The 17,228-nt window shown below is 51.0% G+C and carries 11 protein-coding genes and 1 pseudogene; all 12 read right to left on the bottom strand.

What is annotated here, in order from left to right; genetic code table 11:
- Positions 1-79 precede the first annotated feature (79 nt).
- Complete coding sequence (locus BBI15_RS14155; protein ID WP_068870509.1) at positions 80-1,525, bottom strand: DEAD/DEAH box helicase; 1,446 nt, start codon at positions 1,523-1,525, stop codon at positions 80-82.
- Between the two features lie 82 nt (positions 1,526-1,607).
- Positions 1,608-2,459 carry a transglutaminase family protein gene (locus tag BBI15_RS16825; RefSeq protein WP_405313466.1) on the bottom strand — a complete coding sequence of 284 codons (852 nt, stop codon included), beginning with the start codon at positions 2,457-2,459 and terminating at the stop codon, positions 1,608-1,610.
- An 87-nt stretch (positions 2,460-2,546) separates the two neighbouring features.
- Positions 2,547-3,479 (bottom strand): annotated as a pseudogene (locus BBI15_RS16830) (alpha-E domain-containing protein); the annotation flags it as partial.
- Positions 3,480-4,937: a circularly permuted type 2 ATP-grasp protein gene (locus tag BBI15_RS14165; protein WP_068870512.1), complete on the bottom strand. Its 1,458-nt coding sequence runs from the start codon at positions 4,935-4,937 to the stop codon at positions 3,480-3,482.
- Between the two features lie 140 nt (positions 4,938-5,077).
- Positions 5,078-5,620 carry a hypothetical protein gene (locus tag BBI15_RS14170; protein WP_068870513.1) on the bottom strand — a complete coding sequence of 181 codons (543 nt, stop codon included), beginning with the start codon at positions 5,618-5,620 and terminating at the stop codon, positions 5,078-5,080.
- 117 nt (positions 5,621-5,737) lie between these two features.
- Complete coding sequence (locus BBI15_RS14175) at positions 5,738-6,706, bottom strand: HD-GYP domain-containing protein (RefSeq protein WP_237150878.1); 969 nt, start codon at positions 6,704-6,706, stop codon at positions 5,738-5,740.
- Between the two features lie 32 nt (positions 6,707-6,738).
- Positions 6,739-7,209, bottom strand: coding sequence for a hypothetical protein (locus BBI15_RS14180; RefSeq protein ID WP_068870517.1), 471 nt, complete (start codon positions 7,207-7,209; stop codon positions 6,739-6,741).
- Positions 7,210-7,446: 237 nt separating this feature from the next.
- A complete protein-coding gene (locus tag BBI15_RS14185) occupies positions 7,447-8,934 on the bottom strand; it encodes a glutamate synthase subunit beta (protein WP_068870519.1) in 1,488 nt (495 codons plus the stop codon).
- A gap of 63 nt (positions 8,935-8,997) precedes the next feature.
- Positions 8,998-13,581 carry a glutamate synthase large subunit gene (gene gltB, locus BBI15_RS14190; protein WP_068870520.1) on the bottom strand — a complete coding sequence of 1,528 codons (4,584 nt, stop codon included), beginning with the start codon at positions 13,579-13,581 and terminating at the stop codon, positions 8,998-9,000.
- Between the two features lie 435 nt (positions 13,582-14,016).
- Complete coding sequence (gene recQ / locus BBI15_RS14200; RefSeq protein ID WP_068870524.1) at positions 14,017-15,780, bottom strand: DNA helicase RecQ; 1,764 nt, start codon at positions 15,778-15,780, stop codon at positions 14,017-14,019.
- Positions 15,781-15,916: 136 nt separating this feature from the next.
- Positions 15,917-16,402 carry a DUF4334 domain-containing protein gene (locus BBI15_RS14205; RefSeq protein WP_068870526.1) on the bottom strand — a complete coding sequence of 162 codons (486 nt, stop codon included), beginning with the start codon at positions 16,400-16,402 and terminating at the stop codon, positions 15,917-15,919.
- Positions 16,403-16,420: 18 nt separating this feature from the next.
- Positions 16,421-17,206: an SDR family oxidoreductase gene (locus BBI15_RS14210; protein ID WP_068870528.1), complete on the bottom strand. Its 786-nt coding sequence runs from the start codon at positions 17,204-17,206 to the stop codon at positions 16,421-16,423.
- Between the last annotated feature and the right edge of the window lie 22 nt (positions 17,207-17,228).

The following is a 17,228-nucleotide window of genomic DNA, read 5'->3' on the forward strand; positions in this document are numbered from 1 at the left end:
CCTATTCCTATAAAACATTAAACGCAGAAATAAAAAAAGGCCCTTTCCGAAGCTTTGAAAGCTCGGAAAAGGCCCCACCTCATTTTTTCGCTTTATGCACTTTCAAGGTCTTGCCTTTGACGGTTTTGTCTTTCATCGCCTTCAAGACATGGAGCCCTTTGCCGTTCAGGATGTCGATGTAAGTGACAGTGTCCTGGATCTTAATGATGCCGATATCTTCCGCCGTGATGCCGGGGATGCTGGTCAAAGTCCCGACAAAATCGACGGCGCGCAGCTTTTTCTTCTTGCCTCCGTTGAAATACAGCTTCATGATGTCTTGGTTGAGCGCAGCCGCTTTATGTTTCTTCGGCTTCTGGCGGCTCTCGATCTTGTCTTCAAACGCCGGTTTCGCCAAGGCGACTTGCTCTCTCGAGGGGCGTTCGACACGCGAAATCTCAAACCCTAAATAATCTTCCGTTTCTTTCAGGAATTTATCCTCGAACGGTGTGACGAACGAAATCGCCTTGCCGCTCTTGCCGGCACGCCCTGTCCGCCCTGCGCGGTGGACATAGCTTTCTTTTTCGAGCGGGAAATCATAATTGATGACATGGGTGATACCGTCAATATCGATGCCTCGCGCCGCGACATCGGTGGCGACCAGGTAACGGAACTCGCCCCGCCGGAAATCATCCATGACACCGAACCGGTCTTCCTGTGTCATGCCGCCATGCAATTGGTCGCTTGTATAGAACAAACGCTCAAGCCCTTCCGATACTGCATCGACCTGGTCTTTCGTCCGGCAGAAAATGATGCAGCTGTCCGGATTCTCCACTACGGTCACATCGCGCAGCAATTGGAATTTATCCTGTTCCTTGACGATATACAAAGAATGCTCGATGCGTTCTTCCAAGGTATCGGCTGCCTGGATCGCGATATAGCGCGGAGAGCGCATGAAATCACGTTGCAGCTTTTCCAGATGCTCGGGGAAGGTTGCCGAGAACAACATCGTCGTCCGTTGTTTCGGAAGCTGCTTGATGATCGATTCGACTTGTTCGATAAAGCCCATATTGAGCATCTCGTCCGCTTCATCGAGTACCAGGTATTCGATTTTTTCGAGTTTCAATGTCCCTTTTTCGATATGGTCGAGCACGCGCCCCGGTGTTCCGACGACGATATGGCATTTTTGCTTCAGCTCTTCCTTCTGGTAGACAAAAGGGTGCTTGCCGTAGATCGCGGCTGCCTTGATGCGCTTGAAACGGCCGATGTGGGTGATGTCTTCTTTCACTTGGTCGGCAAGTTCACGTGTCGGGGTCAGGACGAGTGCCTGGGGCTTGTTTTCCTCCCAATCGACGAGTTCACACAATGGAATGCCGAATGCGGCCGTCTTGCCGCTGCCGGTTTGTGATTTGACGGTCAAGTCGTATTTTTCAAGAGCGGCCGGGATGACTTGCTGCTGCACTTCCGTCGCTTGCCGGTAGCCCAGGCCTTCCAGCGCTTTTGCGATCGACTCGCTGATGCCGTAAGCTTTAAATTGGTTCGTGTCCATAAGTTCTCCTTCTCCGTTCATCTGTCTTATCTTTTCATTATGGCACGGATCGGGCGGTTTTGCAGTTGAGCGATTATTGGCATTATTGGTCGAGCAGGCTGACGGAGACTTTCACATCGAGCGACTGGCTGCCGCCGCGGTAAACGCCTTGCACCGGGCTGACATCGTTGTAGTCGCGGCCGACACCGACGCGGATATGATTTTCGAGCGCCTCGACATTATTCGTCGGATCGAGCCCGACCCAGCCGATGCCCGGCACCATGAACTCCACCCACGCGTGGCTTGCCGCATCGCCGACAAGCGCGGAATCTTCCCCTACATACAAATAGCCACTGACATAACGTGCCGGGATGTGCTTGTTGCGCAAGATGCCGAGCATAACGTGCGTAATGTCCTGGCACACGCCTTTTTTCAAATCGAACGATTCACTCGCCTTCGTCGTGACAGTCGTCGAATCGCCGTCATAGGTGAAATGGTCGAATACGTACTCAGTCACATCGATTGCGTATTGCACCGGATTGGTCATCGCCCCGAGCTCCCTGTCGACCAATTCCATCTGTTCCGGCGTGATGTACGTATAAGCGGTATTGCTCAAGTACGCCAAGTAATGTTCTTTAAACAATTGGGAATGGAAAATGACGTTCATTTCCGGCGAGTAATCGATGCGATGGATGAACGGGCTTTTCTGGATGCTGACGATGGACGTCGATTTCACTTCCAGGTGCTGGTGATGTTCCGCAATGAAAAACGTCTCGACATTATTGCCAAAAATATCGACATGTTCTTTCGTCAATGTCGCGGGCGTGATATCCGCACGGTAGGACAGGAGGCGCTGGCATTCATCCGTCCGTGGTTTCAGGCGGATGGTATTCATGCTTTGGTCGACAATTGTTTCATAATCAAAAATATTGGTATGCTCGATTTTGTATTTCATAGAAGTTATTCCTTTCATGTCCATCCCCTGGGATTGGAAAGCGGTAGCTGTTTCCGCTTCCGGATCGGTCAGATAATAAGTGCTGGAGAAAATGCGGCTGATTTCATTGCAGCCGTCCTGGAAACGGTTCAGGAAATGCATCAATCCGTCCGAATCCAAGGATTCGATATCCGTCTCGCTGAAGGAAGTCCGGACTTCATCGAGTTTTGCATACAATTCCCATGAATAATGGGACACTTTGCCTTCTTCAAGTTCTTCGACCGCATCCCGCACGTGGTCGAGGCAATAGCGGATCGATCTTGGGAAGGTCTTGTCTGAGATCAAAAAAGCCAATACGCTCTTCGGTTCCATGCGCGGCGGATGGCTCTTCAAATAAGCATTATAGCCATTGGTCATCCGCAGGGCCGCCAGCCAGAAATAATAATCATCGGTCTTTTCTTTTCTGACACGCTCACGCGTCCTCTCGCAGACAACATTCAAAATGCGGGCTGTCTTTTCTGCGCGTTCGAGCCATTTGGCAATTTTGATCATCTGGTACGCCACGCCCCGGGACATCGATGATTCGACTATTCCCTGGGAAATAAGCGAAGTCGTTTTGATATCTTCAAGGAACGAGCTCATTTCGCTGGCCGAACTGTTTTTCAAATCCATCTCAGACAATGACAGATACGCGCGGTTCCATGTTTCCCAATAGTCATCCGGGATATGGTCCCGGCTGATGCGGGCATTTTCACGGACGACCATCGCGCAGCTCGCGACCGAATTGGCGTTTTCCTGTGCCATCGCCAAATACTGCACCAGTTCCGATTCTTCATACCTTGGGTTGGCTTTGATCCGGCGCATCGTCTCGGTCGAGTCGCAGATTTCAAAAATCAGCCGCCAATCCGAATCGCGCACGAGTTCTTCATCGGCCGCTTCAATCATCTGCAAGAGTTGTACGTCGAGGATGCGCGCGTTATTTTCCGCCCGCTCAACATTCCGGGACATCCAATACAGTGAATTTGCAACACGGCTTAACATTTACGCATCCTCCCCTTCTTCTTTCTTCTTGAATACCCAGGTGTCTTTTCCGCCACCGCCTTGTGAAGAGTTGACGACAAGCGAGCCCTCCTTCAGCGCCACACGGGATAATCCGCCAGGGAGCACGTGCGTCGTCTCGCCTCTCATGACGAAGACCCTCAGATCCACATGGCAAGGGTAGAATTTCTCTCCCTGATAAGCAGGTGCGCGGGACAGCTTGATCGTCGGTTGGGCAATGTATTGATGGGGAGTCTCGATGATCTTCTCCCTGAATTTTTCGATCAGTTCCTTCGAAGCGTGCGGCCCGACCAGCATATCGTAACCCCCGGATGCCCCCACATTCTTGACGACGAGCTCCTCGAGATGCTCGAGTACCCATTCCCGGTCCCCGGGCTTATCGAGCAAATAAGTTTTCACATTGTCGATGATCGGTTCTTCGCCCAAATAATAGCGGATCATCTCCGGCACGTACGCATAGATCGCCTTATCATCTGCGACGCCATTGCCGACCGCATTCAAAATCGCGACATTGCCTTGTTGATAAGCTTCCATCAAGCCACGGACCCCGAGTGCGGAATCGGGACGGAATGCCTCCGGATCCAGGAAATCATCGTCGATACGGCGATAGATGATGTCGACACGCTTCAGCCCGCGGATCGATTTCATGTAGACGATATTGTTGCGGACGACGAGATCGCGGCCTTCAACCAAATCCATGCCCATCTGCTGGGCCAGGAAGACATGGTCATAATAAGCCGAGTTGTACATCCCTGGCGTCAACAGCACCGCAAAGGGCTTGTCTTTCCGTTCCCTCGGGGCGTGATCCAAAATCGCCTCATGCAGAAAGCTCATCTGATGCTCGAGCGTCCTCACTGAATGGTTGACGAAAAACTCAGGATACACTTGGCGCATGACGTAACGGTTCTGGTAAACATAAGACAGGCCGGATGGATTGCGCAAATTATCTTCCAGCACGTGGTATTTTCCGTTTTCATCCCGGATCAAATCGATGCCCGCCAAAAAGATATGGTTATTAAGCGGAACCTTGACCCCTTTCATCTGCTTTTCGTAATAATAAGGATTGTCTTCGACCAGATGGTGCGGGACGATCCCCGCTTCGATGATCTTTTGGCCGTGATAGACATCGTCCAAAAAGCGGTTCAGCGCTTCCGCACGCTGGGTCATCCCTTTCTCGACCACTTCCCACTCTTCCGGCGGGATGATGATCGGCACGAAGTCGAACGGCATTGTCCTCTCGGTTCCTACATTATTATGGTAGACAGTGAAAGTGATTCCTTGGCGAAGAAACGATAATTGAGCTGTTTCATGTTTTTCCCTCAACTCATCCTCTGAAAATCGCTTGATCACTTCATGGAAAGTTTCATAGTGAGCTTTAGGCTTTCCATCCGGCGTAAACATTTCGTCAAAAAACGGACTGGTTTTATAGTCATTAAACACGTGGCCAACCCCCCTCTATTGGAATGCCGCCAGCAAATGCGGATGATATTCAAAAGGAGCGAATTTTCTGTCTACTGGAGGGAAAGAAAAAGCCATGCCCATGCCCGGCATAGCTGTTCTTTGTTCTATTATAACCGAAGTTATTTTTTTGTTGTGCCATCATTTGAAGATTTGCCAGAAGAGGAACCATTTTCCGGATTTTTTTTCAACGACTCTGTATACGTGGTGTTGCCGCCGAATGCGCCGCCGCTTGGTTGATCAGATTGTGAAGAAGAACCGGCAGACGAGAACGGGTCTTTATTACCCGGAGCTGTCGTTTTGTTGGCTGAAGAATCCGGGCCTTTCGTTTCGCCGACTTCATCCTGGACGGTCTTGTTCGCTTGGTCGAGCGTGTCTTTTTCCTTATCCATCATTTGCTGCTGCTTTTCGATGGTCGTCTTGACCGTTTCGACCGCTTTGTTGATATGGGGCTTCACTTTATCGACCATGCCGCCCGATTGTTCATTGAAGCGATCTAAATTCTTCTTGATATTTTCTTTCATGTCGGCCGTGTTCATCGAAGAACCGCTTGTATTTTGCGTATTGCCAGTTTCCGATTTTTTCTGGGTCATTGCTGCCCCGATTGCGGCCCCTACCCCGAGCAATACGAGCTTACTGAAAAATCCGCCTGATTTCCGTGCCATTCTATGATCTCCTCCTTCATTGGATAAAACTTAGTGTAGTAAGTATAGACGGAATTGCCTATTTTCAAACATCGCTTCCTAGAAAAAGAAAAAGACACCCTTGTGGAAGAGCGTCTTTTACGGCGTATCTATTAATTTGCCCTCTTCCATCAAGACTTGCTTGAATGCTTTTACGACTTCTTCATCATATTGGATGCCGATCAGCCGCTCAAGTTCCTCCATCGCATACTGGGCGGTGAATGCAGAACGATAAGCACGGTCTTCCGTCATCGCGTCGAACGTATCGCAAACACCGATGATTTTCGCCTCGATCAGGATTTCATCGCCTTTCAAGCCGAATGGGTATCCGCGCCCGTTCACCCGTTCGTGATGCTGCTCGACGATGTCGGCGATGTCCTTATAAGGCGTATCGCGAATCATATCAGCCCCGTCTCCCGGATGTTTTTTCACCAAGTCGAATTCCTCGTCCGTCAATTTGGAAGGCTTTTTCAAAATTTCTTCAGGAATATTGATTTTGCCGATATCGTGAAGGATGGAGGCGAGAAATAATGATTCCATATGGTCTCTAGTTAATTTCAACTTTGCAGCAGTTTTTACTGCATAATTAGCTACTCGGGCACTGTGGTTAAAAGTATACCGGTCCTTTTGCTCAACTTTTTCGCCAATCTTCCGTAGCTCTTCAATGATTTTGCTTAAATAATGAAATACGGGAGCAGTAGAGACTGAGAATAATGTCACTGTTTCTATGACCTTAAAAGAAACGGGGACTTCTAATTCATTGCACGAAAAGAATCCATCCTTGTTTAATGTAATGATGTTCCCTTCTACTTCTGCCTGAATCTCTCCGTCTAGTATATAGTAAAATTCATGAGCATCAGCAACTTCACTTGGAAAAAGGATAAAGCTATTGTCTTTAAGAATTGTTTGTTTAAGGAGTTCTAAGCCACCCCCTCGTCCTAATAAAGACAAAGTAGTGGTATCATTTTCAATCTTTTCCAGATAGTTCCCCTTCAATATATCCAAGCCTCTCACACATTCACTTCCCTTATATAAAAAAAATGAGAGCAAAGTTACCTCTACTCTCATACTACTCTTTTTATAAGATATCTACAATATTCTTACCAAGAAACTACTACGATTGGGTCGATTTTAGCCGTCTTGTCGGCAAAATCTTCTTCAACCAGGACGATGTCCGCCACGATTCCTGATGCAGTGGCACGTTCAATTCCTTCTAACGTAATTTCTTCAGCTTTTTTCTGCAATGCTTTAATCAATTGCGCGATTTCTTCTTCGTAATTTGCCGTAAGTTCGGCTTGTTTCGCCTCGTCTTCTTCAGAAGCTAAGTTATTGAGATATTCCTCATGCAGCTCAGCGGCTTTTTCTTGGTTTTTGACAATTTCAGCCTCGATTTTTGCATTGACGCTATTGATGTCTTTGATCGCTGCCTGGGTTTCTTCGCTCATCCCTTCCTCAATTTCATAGTAAGGTACTTCTGATACTACCAACAGTTCTTCCGCGAAAGCCCCGTTAGCCAGCGATAAAATCATTAGGAATGACAAAGTGACAGCTGCAATACTTTTCTTGAACATTAAATTTCCTCCTGACATTTGGCAAAATTCGTAGGTTATGAATACTTGTTATGTGCATACACCAGCTTAACCATAGTCCTACACTGACTAGTATATATAAACCAGGACTTTCGCACAATACGAATGTAAAAATTAACAAAGAATAAATATTTGTATTTTCTGAAATTTTTCGTTTTATTGCGTCATAAAAGCCTGCAATTAAAAATTGCAGGCTTTTTCCATTCGCTTCTATTTTCTTTAAGGCAATACGGTACTGCCCATCAAATAACGGTCGCATTCCCGTGCGGCTTCACGGCCTTCATTGATCGCCCAGACGATCAAGCTCTGGCCCCTGCGCATATCGCCCGCCGCAAAGATGCCTTCGACATTAGTGCGGTAATCGCCGTATTCGGCTTTGACGCGTGAATTGGCATGCGTTTCCACATTCAACTGGTCGATCAAAAGCTGTTCCGGCCCGCTGAACCCGATAGCGATCAAGATCAGGTCCGCTTTCCATACTTTTTCCGTACCCGGGATTTCCTCGCGGATGCGGTTGCCTTCTTCATCGATCTTCAACTTGACATTGACAGTGTGAACTTCTTTGACATGCCCATTTTCATCCCCGACGAATTTTTTCGTCATGACCGCATATGCACGCGGGTCATCGCCGAAAGTTGCAGCTGCTTCTTTATGGCCGTATTCTACGCGGTGGATTTTCGGGTATTGCGGCCAAGGATTGCCTTTTTCGTCACGGATGGCGCCTTTTTTATCGTAGACATCGAATTGCACAAGGCTCTTGCAGCCATGGCGCACGGAGGTTGCGAGACAGTCCGTCCCCGTGTCGCCGCCGCCGATGACAATGACGTCTTTTCCTTTTGCAGAGATATAATTGCCGTCTTCCAAATCGGAGTCGAGCAAGCTTTTCGTGCTGGAATGGAGGAAGTCCATCGCGAAATGAACGCCTTCCAAGTCACGCCCTGCGACGTCAATATTGCGGTGGACAGTCGCCCCGGTCGCCATGATGACCGAATCGAAATCATCGCGCAATTTCGTTGCAGGATAGTTCTTGCCGACTTCGACATTCGTCACGAATGTGATGCCTTCCTGCTCGAGGATTTTGACGCGGCGCATAACCATATCGTACGGCAATTTCATTTCAGGGATACCATACGTCAGCAAGCCGCCGACGCGGTCGCTTTTCTCGAAGACGGTCACGGTATGGCCCGCTTTGTTCAATTGGGCTGCCGCTGCCAGGCCTGCAGGGCCCGATCCGACAACCGCCACTTTTTTGCCGGTGCGCTGTTTCGGCGGTTCCGGCACGACCCAGCCTTCCGCAAATCCGCGTTCGATGATCGAGCGTTCGACCGTGCGGATGGCGACAGGCGGTTCGTTGATGCCGAGCACACAAGCCCCTTCACACGGCGCCGGGCAAGCGACGCCGGTGAATTCCGGGAAATTATTCTTCAGATGTTCCCGGTGAAGCGCTTCTTTCCACTGCCCCCGGTAAACGAGGTCGTTCCATTCCGGAATCAAGTGATTGACCGGGCATCCGGTCGTCCCGTTGTCGAGATCCATGCCCGTCTGGCAGGTCGGGACGCCGCAATCCATGCAACGCGCCCCTTGCTTTTGTACTTCCTGTTCAGATAGCGGGATCGTGTAATCTTTCCAGTCATGCGTCCGCTCTGCGGGATCGCGTTCTTTTACAGTCTGTCGGTCATATTCCATAAATCCGGTTATCTTCCCCATCGTTTCCCTCCAGTTCGCATATTTTCAAGCTTCTCTCTATGACAGGCCGCTTTGCCGGCGCTGTTACTTGCCAGCCGAAGCCATTTTGCTTTCTTCGAATGCGGCCATTTCAGCATCGAATTTCGCCATGCCGCTATCCTGCAGCTTGCTGATGCGCTCGTTGATCTTCAAATAGGCTTTCGGAATGACGCGGACGAATTTGGCAGAAAGAATCTCCCAATGGTCCAATACACGTTTGCCGTTCAGGCTTCCTGTATAGCGGACATGGTTTTCAATCATCTCTTTCAATTCCGCGATTTCAACAGGATCTGCAAGCGGCTGCATATGGACCATTTCAGCGTTGCAGCGTGCACTGAATGTCTCTTCCTCATCAAGGACATAGGCGACCCCGCCAGACATGCCGGCCGCGAAGTTCTTGCCGGTATCCCCAAGAATGACGACGCGCCCGCCGGTCATATATTCACAGCCATGATCGCCGACGCCTTCGACGACAATCTTGGCGCCCGAATTTCTGACGGCGAAACGCTCGCCTGCCATGCCGTGGATATACGCTTCCCCGGCTGATGCCCCGTAGAACGACACGTTGCCGATGATGATGTTCTTCTCAGGAAGGAATGTCGAATCCACGGCCGGCTTAACAATAATCTTGCCGCCCGATAGCCCTTTCCCGACAAAGTCGTTGGAGTCGCCGATCAATTTCAGCGTCATGCCTTTTGGAATGAAAGCACCAAAACTTTGCCCTGCAGAGCCTTGGAAATTGAATGTGATCGTGTCCTCCGGCAAGCCTTCCGCCCCGTACTTACGGGAGATGGCACTGCCGATGATCGTTCCGGTCGCGCGGTGGATGTTGCGGATGGCCGTCGATACTTCGACAGGTTCCCCTGTTTCAATCGCATTGCGGCAGCGCGGCAGGAGCTCCTGCACATCCAAGGTATGCTTCAATCCGTGGTCTTGCTTGACCGTCGCATAGCGGCCGACTTTTTCTGGCAGGTCCGGCTGATAGAGAAGCTGCGTCAAATCCAGCCCCTCCGCTTTCCAATGCTTGATCGCTGTATTCGTTTCGAGCACATCGGTGCGCCCGATCATTTCATTGATCGTGCGGAAGCCAAGCTCCGCCATCAGCTCGCGCGCTTCCATGGCGATAAAGCGCATGAAGTTCGCGACGTGATCTGCTTCGCCTGTGTACTTTTTGCGCAGTTCCGGGTTTTGCGTCGCAATCCCGACCGGGCATGTATCCAAATGGCAGACGCGCATCATGACGCATCCGAGGACGACGAGCGGCGCGGTTGAGAAGCCATATTCTTCTGCCCCGAGAAGCGCTGCCGTGACGACATCGCGTCCGGTCATCATCTTGCCGTCCGTTTCGACGACGATGCGGTCGCGCAGGCCATTCAAGAGCAGCGTCTGATGCGTTTCGGCAAGGCCAATTTCCCATGGCAAACCGGTATGCTTCAAGCTCGTTTTCGGAGCAGCGCCCGTGCCGCCGTCATAACCGCTGATCAAGACAAGATCCGCACGGCCTTTCGCAACGCCTGCTGCGATTGTGCCGACACCGACTGCTGACACCAATTTCACGCTGATGCGCGCACGCGGATTGGCGTTTTTCAAGTTGAAGATCAGCTCCGCTAAATCCTCGATCGAATAGATGTCGTGGTGTGGCGGCGGTGAAATCAATTCAACGCCGGTCGTCGAACCGCGCACTTCCGCAATCCACGGATAGACTTTCTTGCCTGGCAAATGGCCGCCTTCTCCAGGCTTCGCCCCTTGTGCGACTTTAATCTGGATTTCATCCGCATTGACCAGATAATGGCTTGTGACACCGAAGCGCCCGGATGCGACTTGCTTGATGGCGCTTCTTCGGCTGTCGCCGTTGTCGTCCGGAATGAAGCGTGACACTTCTTCGCCGCCTTCACCGGAGTTGCTGCGGCCGCCGATTTTATTCATCGCGATTGCCAATGCTTCGTGGGCTTCTTTACTGATCGACCCATAAGACATCGCGCCGGTCTTGAAGCGTGCGCAGATCTCCTCGACCGTTTCGACTTCTTCGATCGGCACCGGCGTGCGTTCCTTGAATTTCAATAAGCCGCGCAATGACTGGAGATTGGCTTTTTCATCCGTCAACAGTTTCGAGTACTTGCGGAATGTATCGTAATTGTTCGTCCGGCACGCCTGTTGAAGCGTGTGGATCGTCATCGGGTTGTATTGATGGTCTTCGCCGTTTTCACGGTATTGGTATTCATCGCCTGATTCCAGTGCCGGATCTGCCCCTTCGCGTTCCGGATAAGCAGACGCGTGGCGCAGCAGCACTTCCTTAGCGATGATATCGATTCCGATGCCGCCAAGGCGCGATGAGGTGCGCGTGAAGTATTTATCGATAACGTCCATGCGGATCCCGATCGCTTCGAAAATCTGCGCGCCCCGGTAACTTTGTATGGTGGATATCCCCATTTTAGACAATATCTTGATGATTCCATCTGTAACAGCTTGCACGTAGCTCGCTTCGGCTTGTTCGACATTCATGCCGTGGATGTCGTCTTTCGCCACCAGATCTTCGATCGATTCGAATGCCAGATAAGGGTTGATCCCTTCCGCACCGTACCCGATCAGCATCGCAAAATGATGTACTTCACGCGGTTCCGCAGACTCGAGCAGGATGCTCATGCGCGTCCGCGTGCCTTTGCGGATCAAGTGATGATGAAGGCCGGATACCGCTAGCAATGCAGGGATCGCCGCATGTTCCTTGTCAACGCCCCGGTCGGATAGGATGACGAGTGTCGCGCCTTGTTCGATGGCCTTGTCCGCTTCCGCAAATACCGCTTCCAAGCGGGCTTCCATCGCTTCTGCGCCTCCATCCGCTTTAAACAGGATCGGCAAAGTGACAGCCTTGAATTCCGGCAAGTTCTGCTGGCGCAGTCTTTCAAGCTCCGCATTCAACAGTACCGGCGTTTCGAGTCGGATATGGCGGGCGCTTTCCGGTTTCGGATCCACCAAATTGCCTTCTGCGCCGATTGTCGTCCGCGCAGCCGTGATGATCTGCTCGCGGATGGCGTCGATCGGCGGGTTGGTGACTTGTGCAAACAATTGCTTGAAATAGTTATACAAAAGCTGCGGTTTTTTCGACAGGACCGCAAGCGGCGAATCATACCCCATCGAGCCGACCGGATCTTTCCCGTCGGATGCCAGCGGTTTGATGATTTTCTGGACTTCTTCCTGTGTATAGCCGAAAGCGAGCTGTTGCTTCAACAAGCCTTCGCCATTTGGGTGCATAGCTTCTTTCGGTTCCGGCAAATCACCCAAATCGAGCAAGTTATTTTCGACCCAGTCTTTATAAGGAAGCTCGGATGCAATCTGCATCTTGATTTCGTCATCCGGGATGATCTTGCCGGCTTCGAGGTCGACCAAGAGCATCTTCCCTGGGCGCAGGCGGTCCTTATAGATGATGTCATCGGAAAAGATGTCGAGTGCGCCGACTTCCGAGCCGAGCACGATCATGCCGCTTTTTGTAATATAATAGCGCGCCGGGCGCAGGCCATTGCGGTCGAGACACGCTGCAATCTGGCGGCCGTCGGTAAATACGAGTGCTGCCGGCCCGTCCCATGGCTCCATGAGCGTACTGTGGTATTCGTAGAAATCGCGTTTTTTCTTATTGATCGATGTATCGTTGACCCATGGCTCCGGCACCATCATCATCGCCGTATGCGCCAGCGAACGGCCTGATAGGTGGAGGAATTCGAAGCAATTGTCGAACATCGACGAATCGCTTCCGGTTTCATCGATGACCGGCAGGACTTTTTGCAGGTCCTGGTCATTGAAATAAGGGGATTCACAGGCAAGCTGGCGGGCTCTCATCCAGTTAACGTTTCCGCGAAGCGTATTGAATTCGCCGTTATGGATGGAGTAGCGGTTCGGGTGGGAACGCTGCCAGCTCGGGAAGGTATTCGTACTGAACCGTGAGTGGACGAGTGCCAACGCCGATTTGAATTCGGGATGGTTGAGGTCGATATAGAATGAATCCAGCTGTTCCGGGATGAGCATGCCTTTATAGACGATCGTGCCGGCAGACAAGCTGCTGAAATAGACATCTTTGAACTCTTCCTGGCCGCCCATTTCCTGCTCGATGCGCTTGCGGATAATATACAAACGGCGCTCCAGATCCATGCGTGTCTCGAGATCCGCTGATGCGCCTATGAAGATTTGGCGAATGACCGGCTTGGTTTTCGCCGCGACATTCCCGACAAACGAATCGTTGACGGGCACAGGTCGCCAGCCGAGTGCTTGTTGCCCTTCTTCTTCGACGATGCGCTGGATGATGTCCTTCGCTTTCATCCGGAGATCGTAATCCTGAGGCATGAAGATCATGCCGATGCCGTACTTTCCTTCATCCGGCAGCGTGATTCCTTCTTTTTCACATTGCTTCAGGAAAAAGCGGTGCGGGATTTGCGTCAAAATGCCGGCGCCGTCCCCTGTACTCGTATCGGATGATTGGCCGCCCCGGTGCTCCAAGTTACAGAGGATATTCACTGCGTTCTGGACGATATTGTGGGATTTTCTTCCGTCTATATTAGCGATCATCCCGATGCCGCAAGCTTCATGCTCCTGGTCGGGATGATACAGTCCTTGTGCGATTGGATACTCTTTCTTTCTCAATAAAACCGCCTCCTTTTTACGCATTCATTGTCGTAATGTTTTGATAGTATATCATATAATTGAATATATATACAAATTAGATTAGTTAGAAAATTAATTCATGCATGAAGATTCATTGACATATCGACACTTTTTCTTGGAAACGCTTTCACTTTACGCTATAACTAGGTTTTCTTTATTCGTTATTTATGCATATTAATACAGAAAACAAAGGACAGGAAGCATCTCTTCCCCACCCGGCCGCGCAGAAGCGAAAAAAAATAAACCGGGAAGAGCGCTCTGCCTTCCCGGTGTTTGCTGGATCGTTTGCTGATTCATCTATCGAAGCGTTTTTTTATTATCAGTCCACGAAAATGACAATGCAAGAATATTCGCCGGCCGACGATTCCTTGCCATTTCGCCGGCATGCCCCGACGGAAGCGGCTTATTAGGGATTCACTGCCTCATACCCCGGATCGCTTCAAGAAAATGCGTCCCGTACTTCTCCAGCTTATTCGTGCCGACGCCATTGACTTCCAAAAAGGCTTCTTCGTCTTTCGGCTTGCGTGCGACCATGTCCTGTAAACTTCTATCCGAGAAAATGACGAACGGAGGCACGCCTGCTTCATCCGCCAACTTCTTGCGGACGGTCCGCAATTCCTCGAACAGCGGATCATTGGTAGCGATCCGCTTCGTCACGACGGCGCCTTTTCTCATGACGCGGCGTTTCCCGAGCAGGACATCGCGGCCGCCGTCCGGAACGAAGATCGTCGGGAAACTGCCTTGTTCAACTGCCAGCAATTCCTGCGAAATCATGAATTCGATGAGGTTCGATACTTCTTTTGAATTCATATGCTTCAATACGCCATAAGTCGACAATTGATCAAAGCGGAAATCGAGCACTTTCTTGTTGCGCGAACCGGTCAATACTTGGGCAGTCATCGTCTTGCCGAATTTCTGCCCCATGCGGATGACACACGACAATACTTTCTGTACATCTTCCGTGACGTCCTGGCCTTCCCGCTCGTCAATGCAGTTTCCGCAATGGCCGCATGCGGCAGCATTACCGTCGCCGAAATAATGGACAATGAATTGCTGGAGGCAGTTCTCCGTATGGCAATAATCGACCATGCCCTGCAGCTTTTTTAGCTCGCCTGGAATGCGCGAAGGGTCCTGCGCCTGGTCGATCAAAAAGCGCTGCGTCTGGACATCCTGCGATGCATATAGCACGATGCATTCGCTCGGCAAGCCGTCTCGCCCGGCACGTCCCGCTTCCTGGTAATAGCTTTCCATGTTTTTCGGCAACTGGTAATGGATGACATACCGGATATTCGATTTATCGATGCCCATCCCGAATGCATTGGTCGCAACCATGACAGTCACTTCATCGTTCAAGAAGCGTTCCTGCCCGAGCCGCCGTTCGTCGTCCGGCATGCCCGCATGGTATTTCGCCGCCTTGACGCCGCGTTTGATGAGTGACTCATAGACGGAGTCCACCGTTTTGCGGGTCGCTGCATAAATGATACCTGCCTCGTTGTCGTTTTTCTGGACGTAATCGCGGATAAAGCGTTCGCGGTCCTGGCCCTGGATGACGGAGAAACTTAAATTTGCCCGTTCGAAACCGGTGATGACGGTATTTTGTTCTTCGATATCCAGGATACGGCAAATATCTTCCCGCACTTGCGGCGTCGCGGTCGCCGTCAATGCAAGCACAGTCGGATTGTCCGGGAAAATCTCCAGCATGCGGCTGATCAGCCGGTAACTTGGCCGGAAATCATGGCCCCATTGCGAAATGCAATGCGCTTCATCGACAGCGATGAGCGGAACCTTGACGCCTTGCAGGCCATCCAGAAACATTTCCGAATCGAGGCGCTCAGGCGCAATATACAATAATTTGATGATTCCCATCTGCACTTCATGCAGGATTTCACGGACTTCATGGAAATCAAGCGAACTATTGATGGAAGCAGCCGGGATCCCGGCTGCCTGCAATGAGTCGACTTGATCTTTCATGAGGGAGATCAGCGGGGAGACGACGATGGTCGTCCCTTCCATGGCAAGCGCAGGAATCTGGTAACACATCGATTTCCCGCCGCCTGTCGGCATGACGCAAATCGTATTTTGGCCATCGAAGACTTGTGTGATGGCTTGTTCCTGGCCGGTCCGGAAACTATCATACCCGAAATGCGACTGCAGTAATTTTCTTGCTTGTTCCAACACCTTTGAACACTCCCCAACCTGTTTTGCTATGAACGTAGCTTACCATATTTGAAGGGCTATTTCTTTTTCGGGGCACGAAAAGCCACCCGGGAAAACGATTGTTTTCCGGGTGGCTGAGAAGCCCGTACCATCCGATTTAAGTATATACTCTCGCTAACAGGAAGAAATACGGCCGTTTCATGCCTTTCCAGTCCATCATTCCGAGCAGCACGTCATCGTTCACTTTCCGGAAATGGTCATGGATCGGCAAATGGTCGTATACCATCACTGCACTCGTTTTTCCGCGCCACTCCATTTTGCGGAGCCGCGCAGCACCTCTCGCCCCGCTCAACAGGTTCACGACTGAACCAGGCGGGAACGGCGGCAGCGCCAATGGTTTCCCAAAGGGTGTCCGGAACAATAAAGGGTCAACATACTCAGTGTTGTGGAAGGCTTTCCCATACCAGCCCGTTTTTTCGAGCCAGCCGTCCAATGGATGCCCTGTAGGCAATTCGCGTCCTTTCCACGTGCCGAGCATCACTTGAGGCTCGACTGGCTCCAGCGCATCGAACAGGCTGCAAGCTTCTTCAACGCCCGCCCTGCCTTGCTCCAATATTTCCCACAACCTGCGCTCGGGTTTCATGATCTTCTCCCTTTCCGGTTAGATCTCAAGCTCCCAATGCTTGGCTTCTTCGTCTTTCATCTGCCGTTCAGTTTCTTCCGGATAAGCCGTGCGGAATTTATGCGAGTCCTGTGGGATGATTTCGACCATCTTGTCAATCATGTCCTGTGGATCGAATTGGTCTTCCAATCCCTTCTCCGCTTCCTTCATGTCTTCAGGGCGCGTGAAATGGGTTTTTTCATCGAACCATCTCCATTTCGCTTCCGCACTGCGGTCATTGAAGCCCGTGTCGAAAGCTCCTGGATTGATGGTCGCCACTTGTACGCCGAATTCCGCCATTTCTTTGCGCAGCGTTTTTGCGATCGCTTCTATCGCATGCTTTGTCGCCGTATATGGGCCGACGTAAGGCGTCGACATGATACCGGCCATGGAAGACAGGAAGATGATCTTGCCTTGCCCTTTCTCCACGAATTTGCGGGCGGCAATTTGTGCCGTCTCGAGGGTCTGGAACACATTCACTTCGAACAATTCACGGAAATTCGACATCGGCACTTCACCGAGTGGCCCGCCTTCATTGATGGCGGCATTCGCTACGAAAATATCAAAATCATAGTCGAGCATCTGTGCCAGGTCCTGTGGATTCTTGATATCCATCTTGAATGTCGTCAGTTCGACCCCGGCGTCCGCCGCCGCTTCTCGGAGCGAAGTCACCTGGGGCGCCGTTTCGACCGGCGCGACCACTTTATGCCCTTGCGCCGCCAAGCCCAATGCCGTTCCTTTTCCAAGGCCGCTTCCCGCCCCGGTAATGAAAATCGTTTTGACCATTTTATTCTCCTCCTGATTCTGT

It is taken from the genome of Planococcus plakortidis, assembly GCF_001687605.2.
In the GTDB taxonomy this organism is placed as follows: domain Bacteria; phylum Bacillota; class Bacilli; order Bacillales_A; family Planococcaceae; genus Planococcus; species Planococcus plakortidis.

Bases quoted from the DNA above. Each gene is read 5' to 3' on its own strand.
- BBI15_RS14155 (WP_068870509.1), bottom strand. From the start codon at position 1,525: ATGGACACGAACCAATTTAAAGCTTACGGCATCAGCGAGTCGATCGCA.
- BBI15_RS16825 (WP_405313466.1), bottom strand. From the start codon at position 2,459: ATGAAATACAAAATCGAGCATACCAATATTTTTGATTATGAAACAATT.
- BBI15_RS14170 (WP_068870513.1), bottom strand. From the start codon at position 5,620: ATGGCACGGAAATCAGGCGGATTTTTCAGTAAGCTCGTATTGCTCGGG.
- BBI15_RS14175 (WP_237150878.1), bottom strand. From the start codon at position 6,706: ATGAGAGTAGAGGTAACTTTGCTCTCATTTTTTTTATATAAGGGAAGT.
- BBI15_RS14180 (WP_068870517.1), bottom strand. From the start codon at position 7,209: ATGTTCAAGAAAAGTATTGCAGCTGTCACTTTGTCATTCCTAATGATT.
- BBI15_RS14185 (WP_068870519.1), bottom strand. From the start codon at position 8,934: ATGGGGAAGATAACCGGATTTATGGAATATGACCGACAGACTGTAAAA.
- BBI15_RS14205 (WP_068870526.1), bottom strand. From the start codon at position 16,402: ATGAAACCCGAGCGCAGGTTGTGGGAAATATTGGAGCAAGGCAGGGCG.
- BBI15_RS14210 (WP_068870528.1), bottom strand. From the start codon at position 17,206: ATGGTCAAAACGATTTTCATTACCGGGGCGGGAAGCGGCCTTGGAAAA.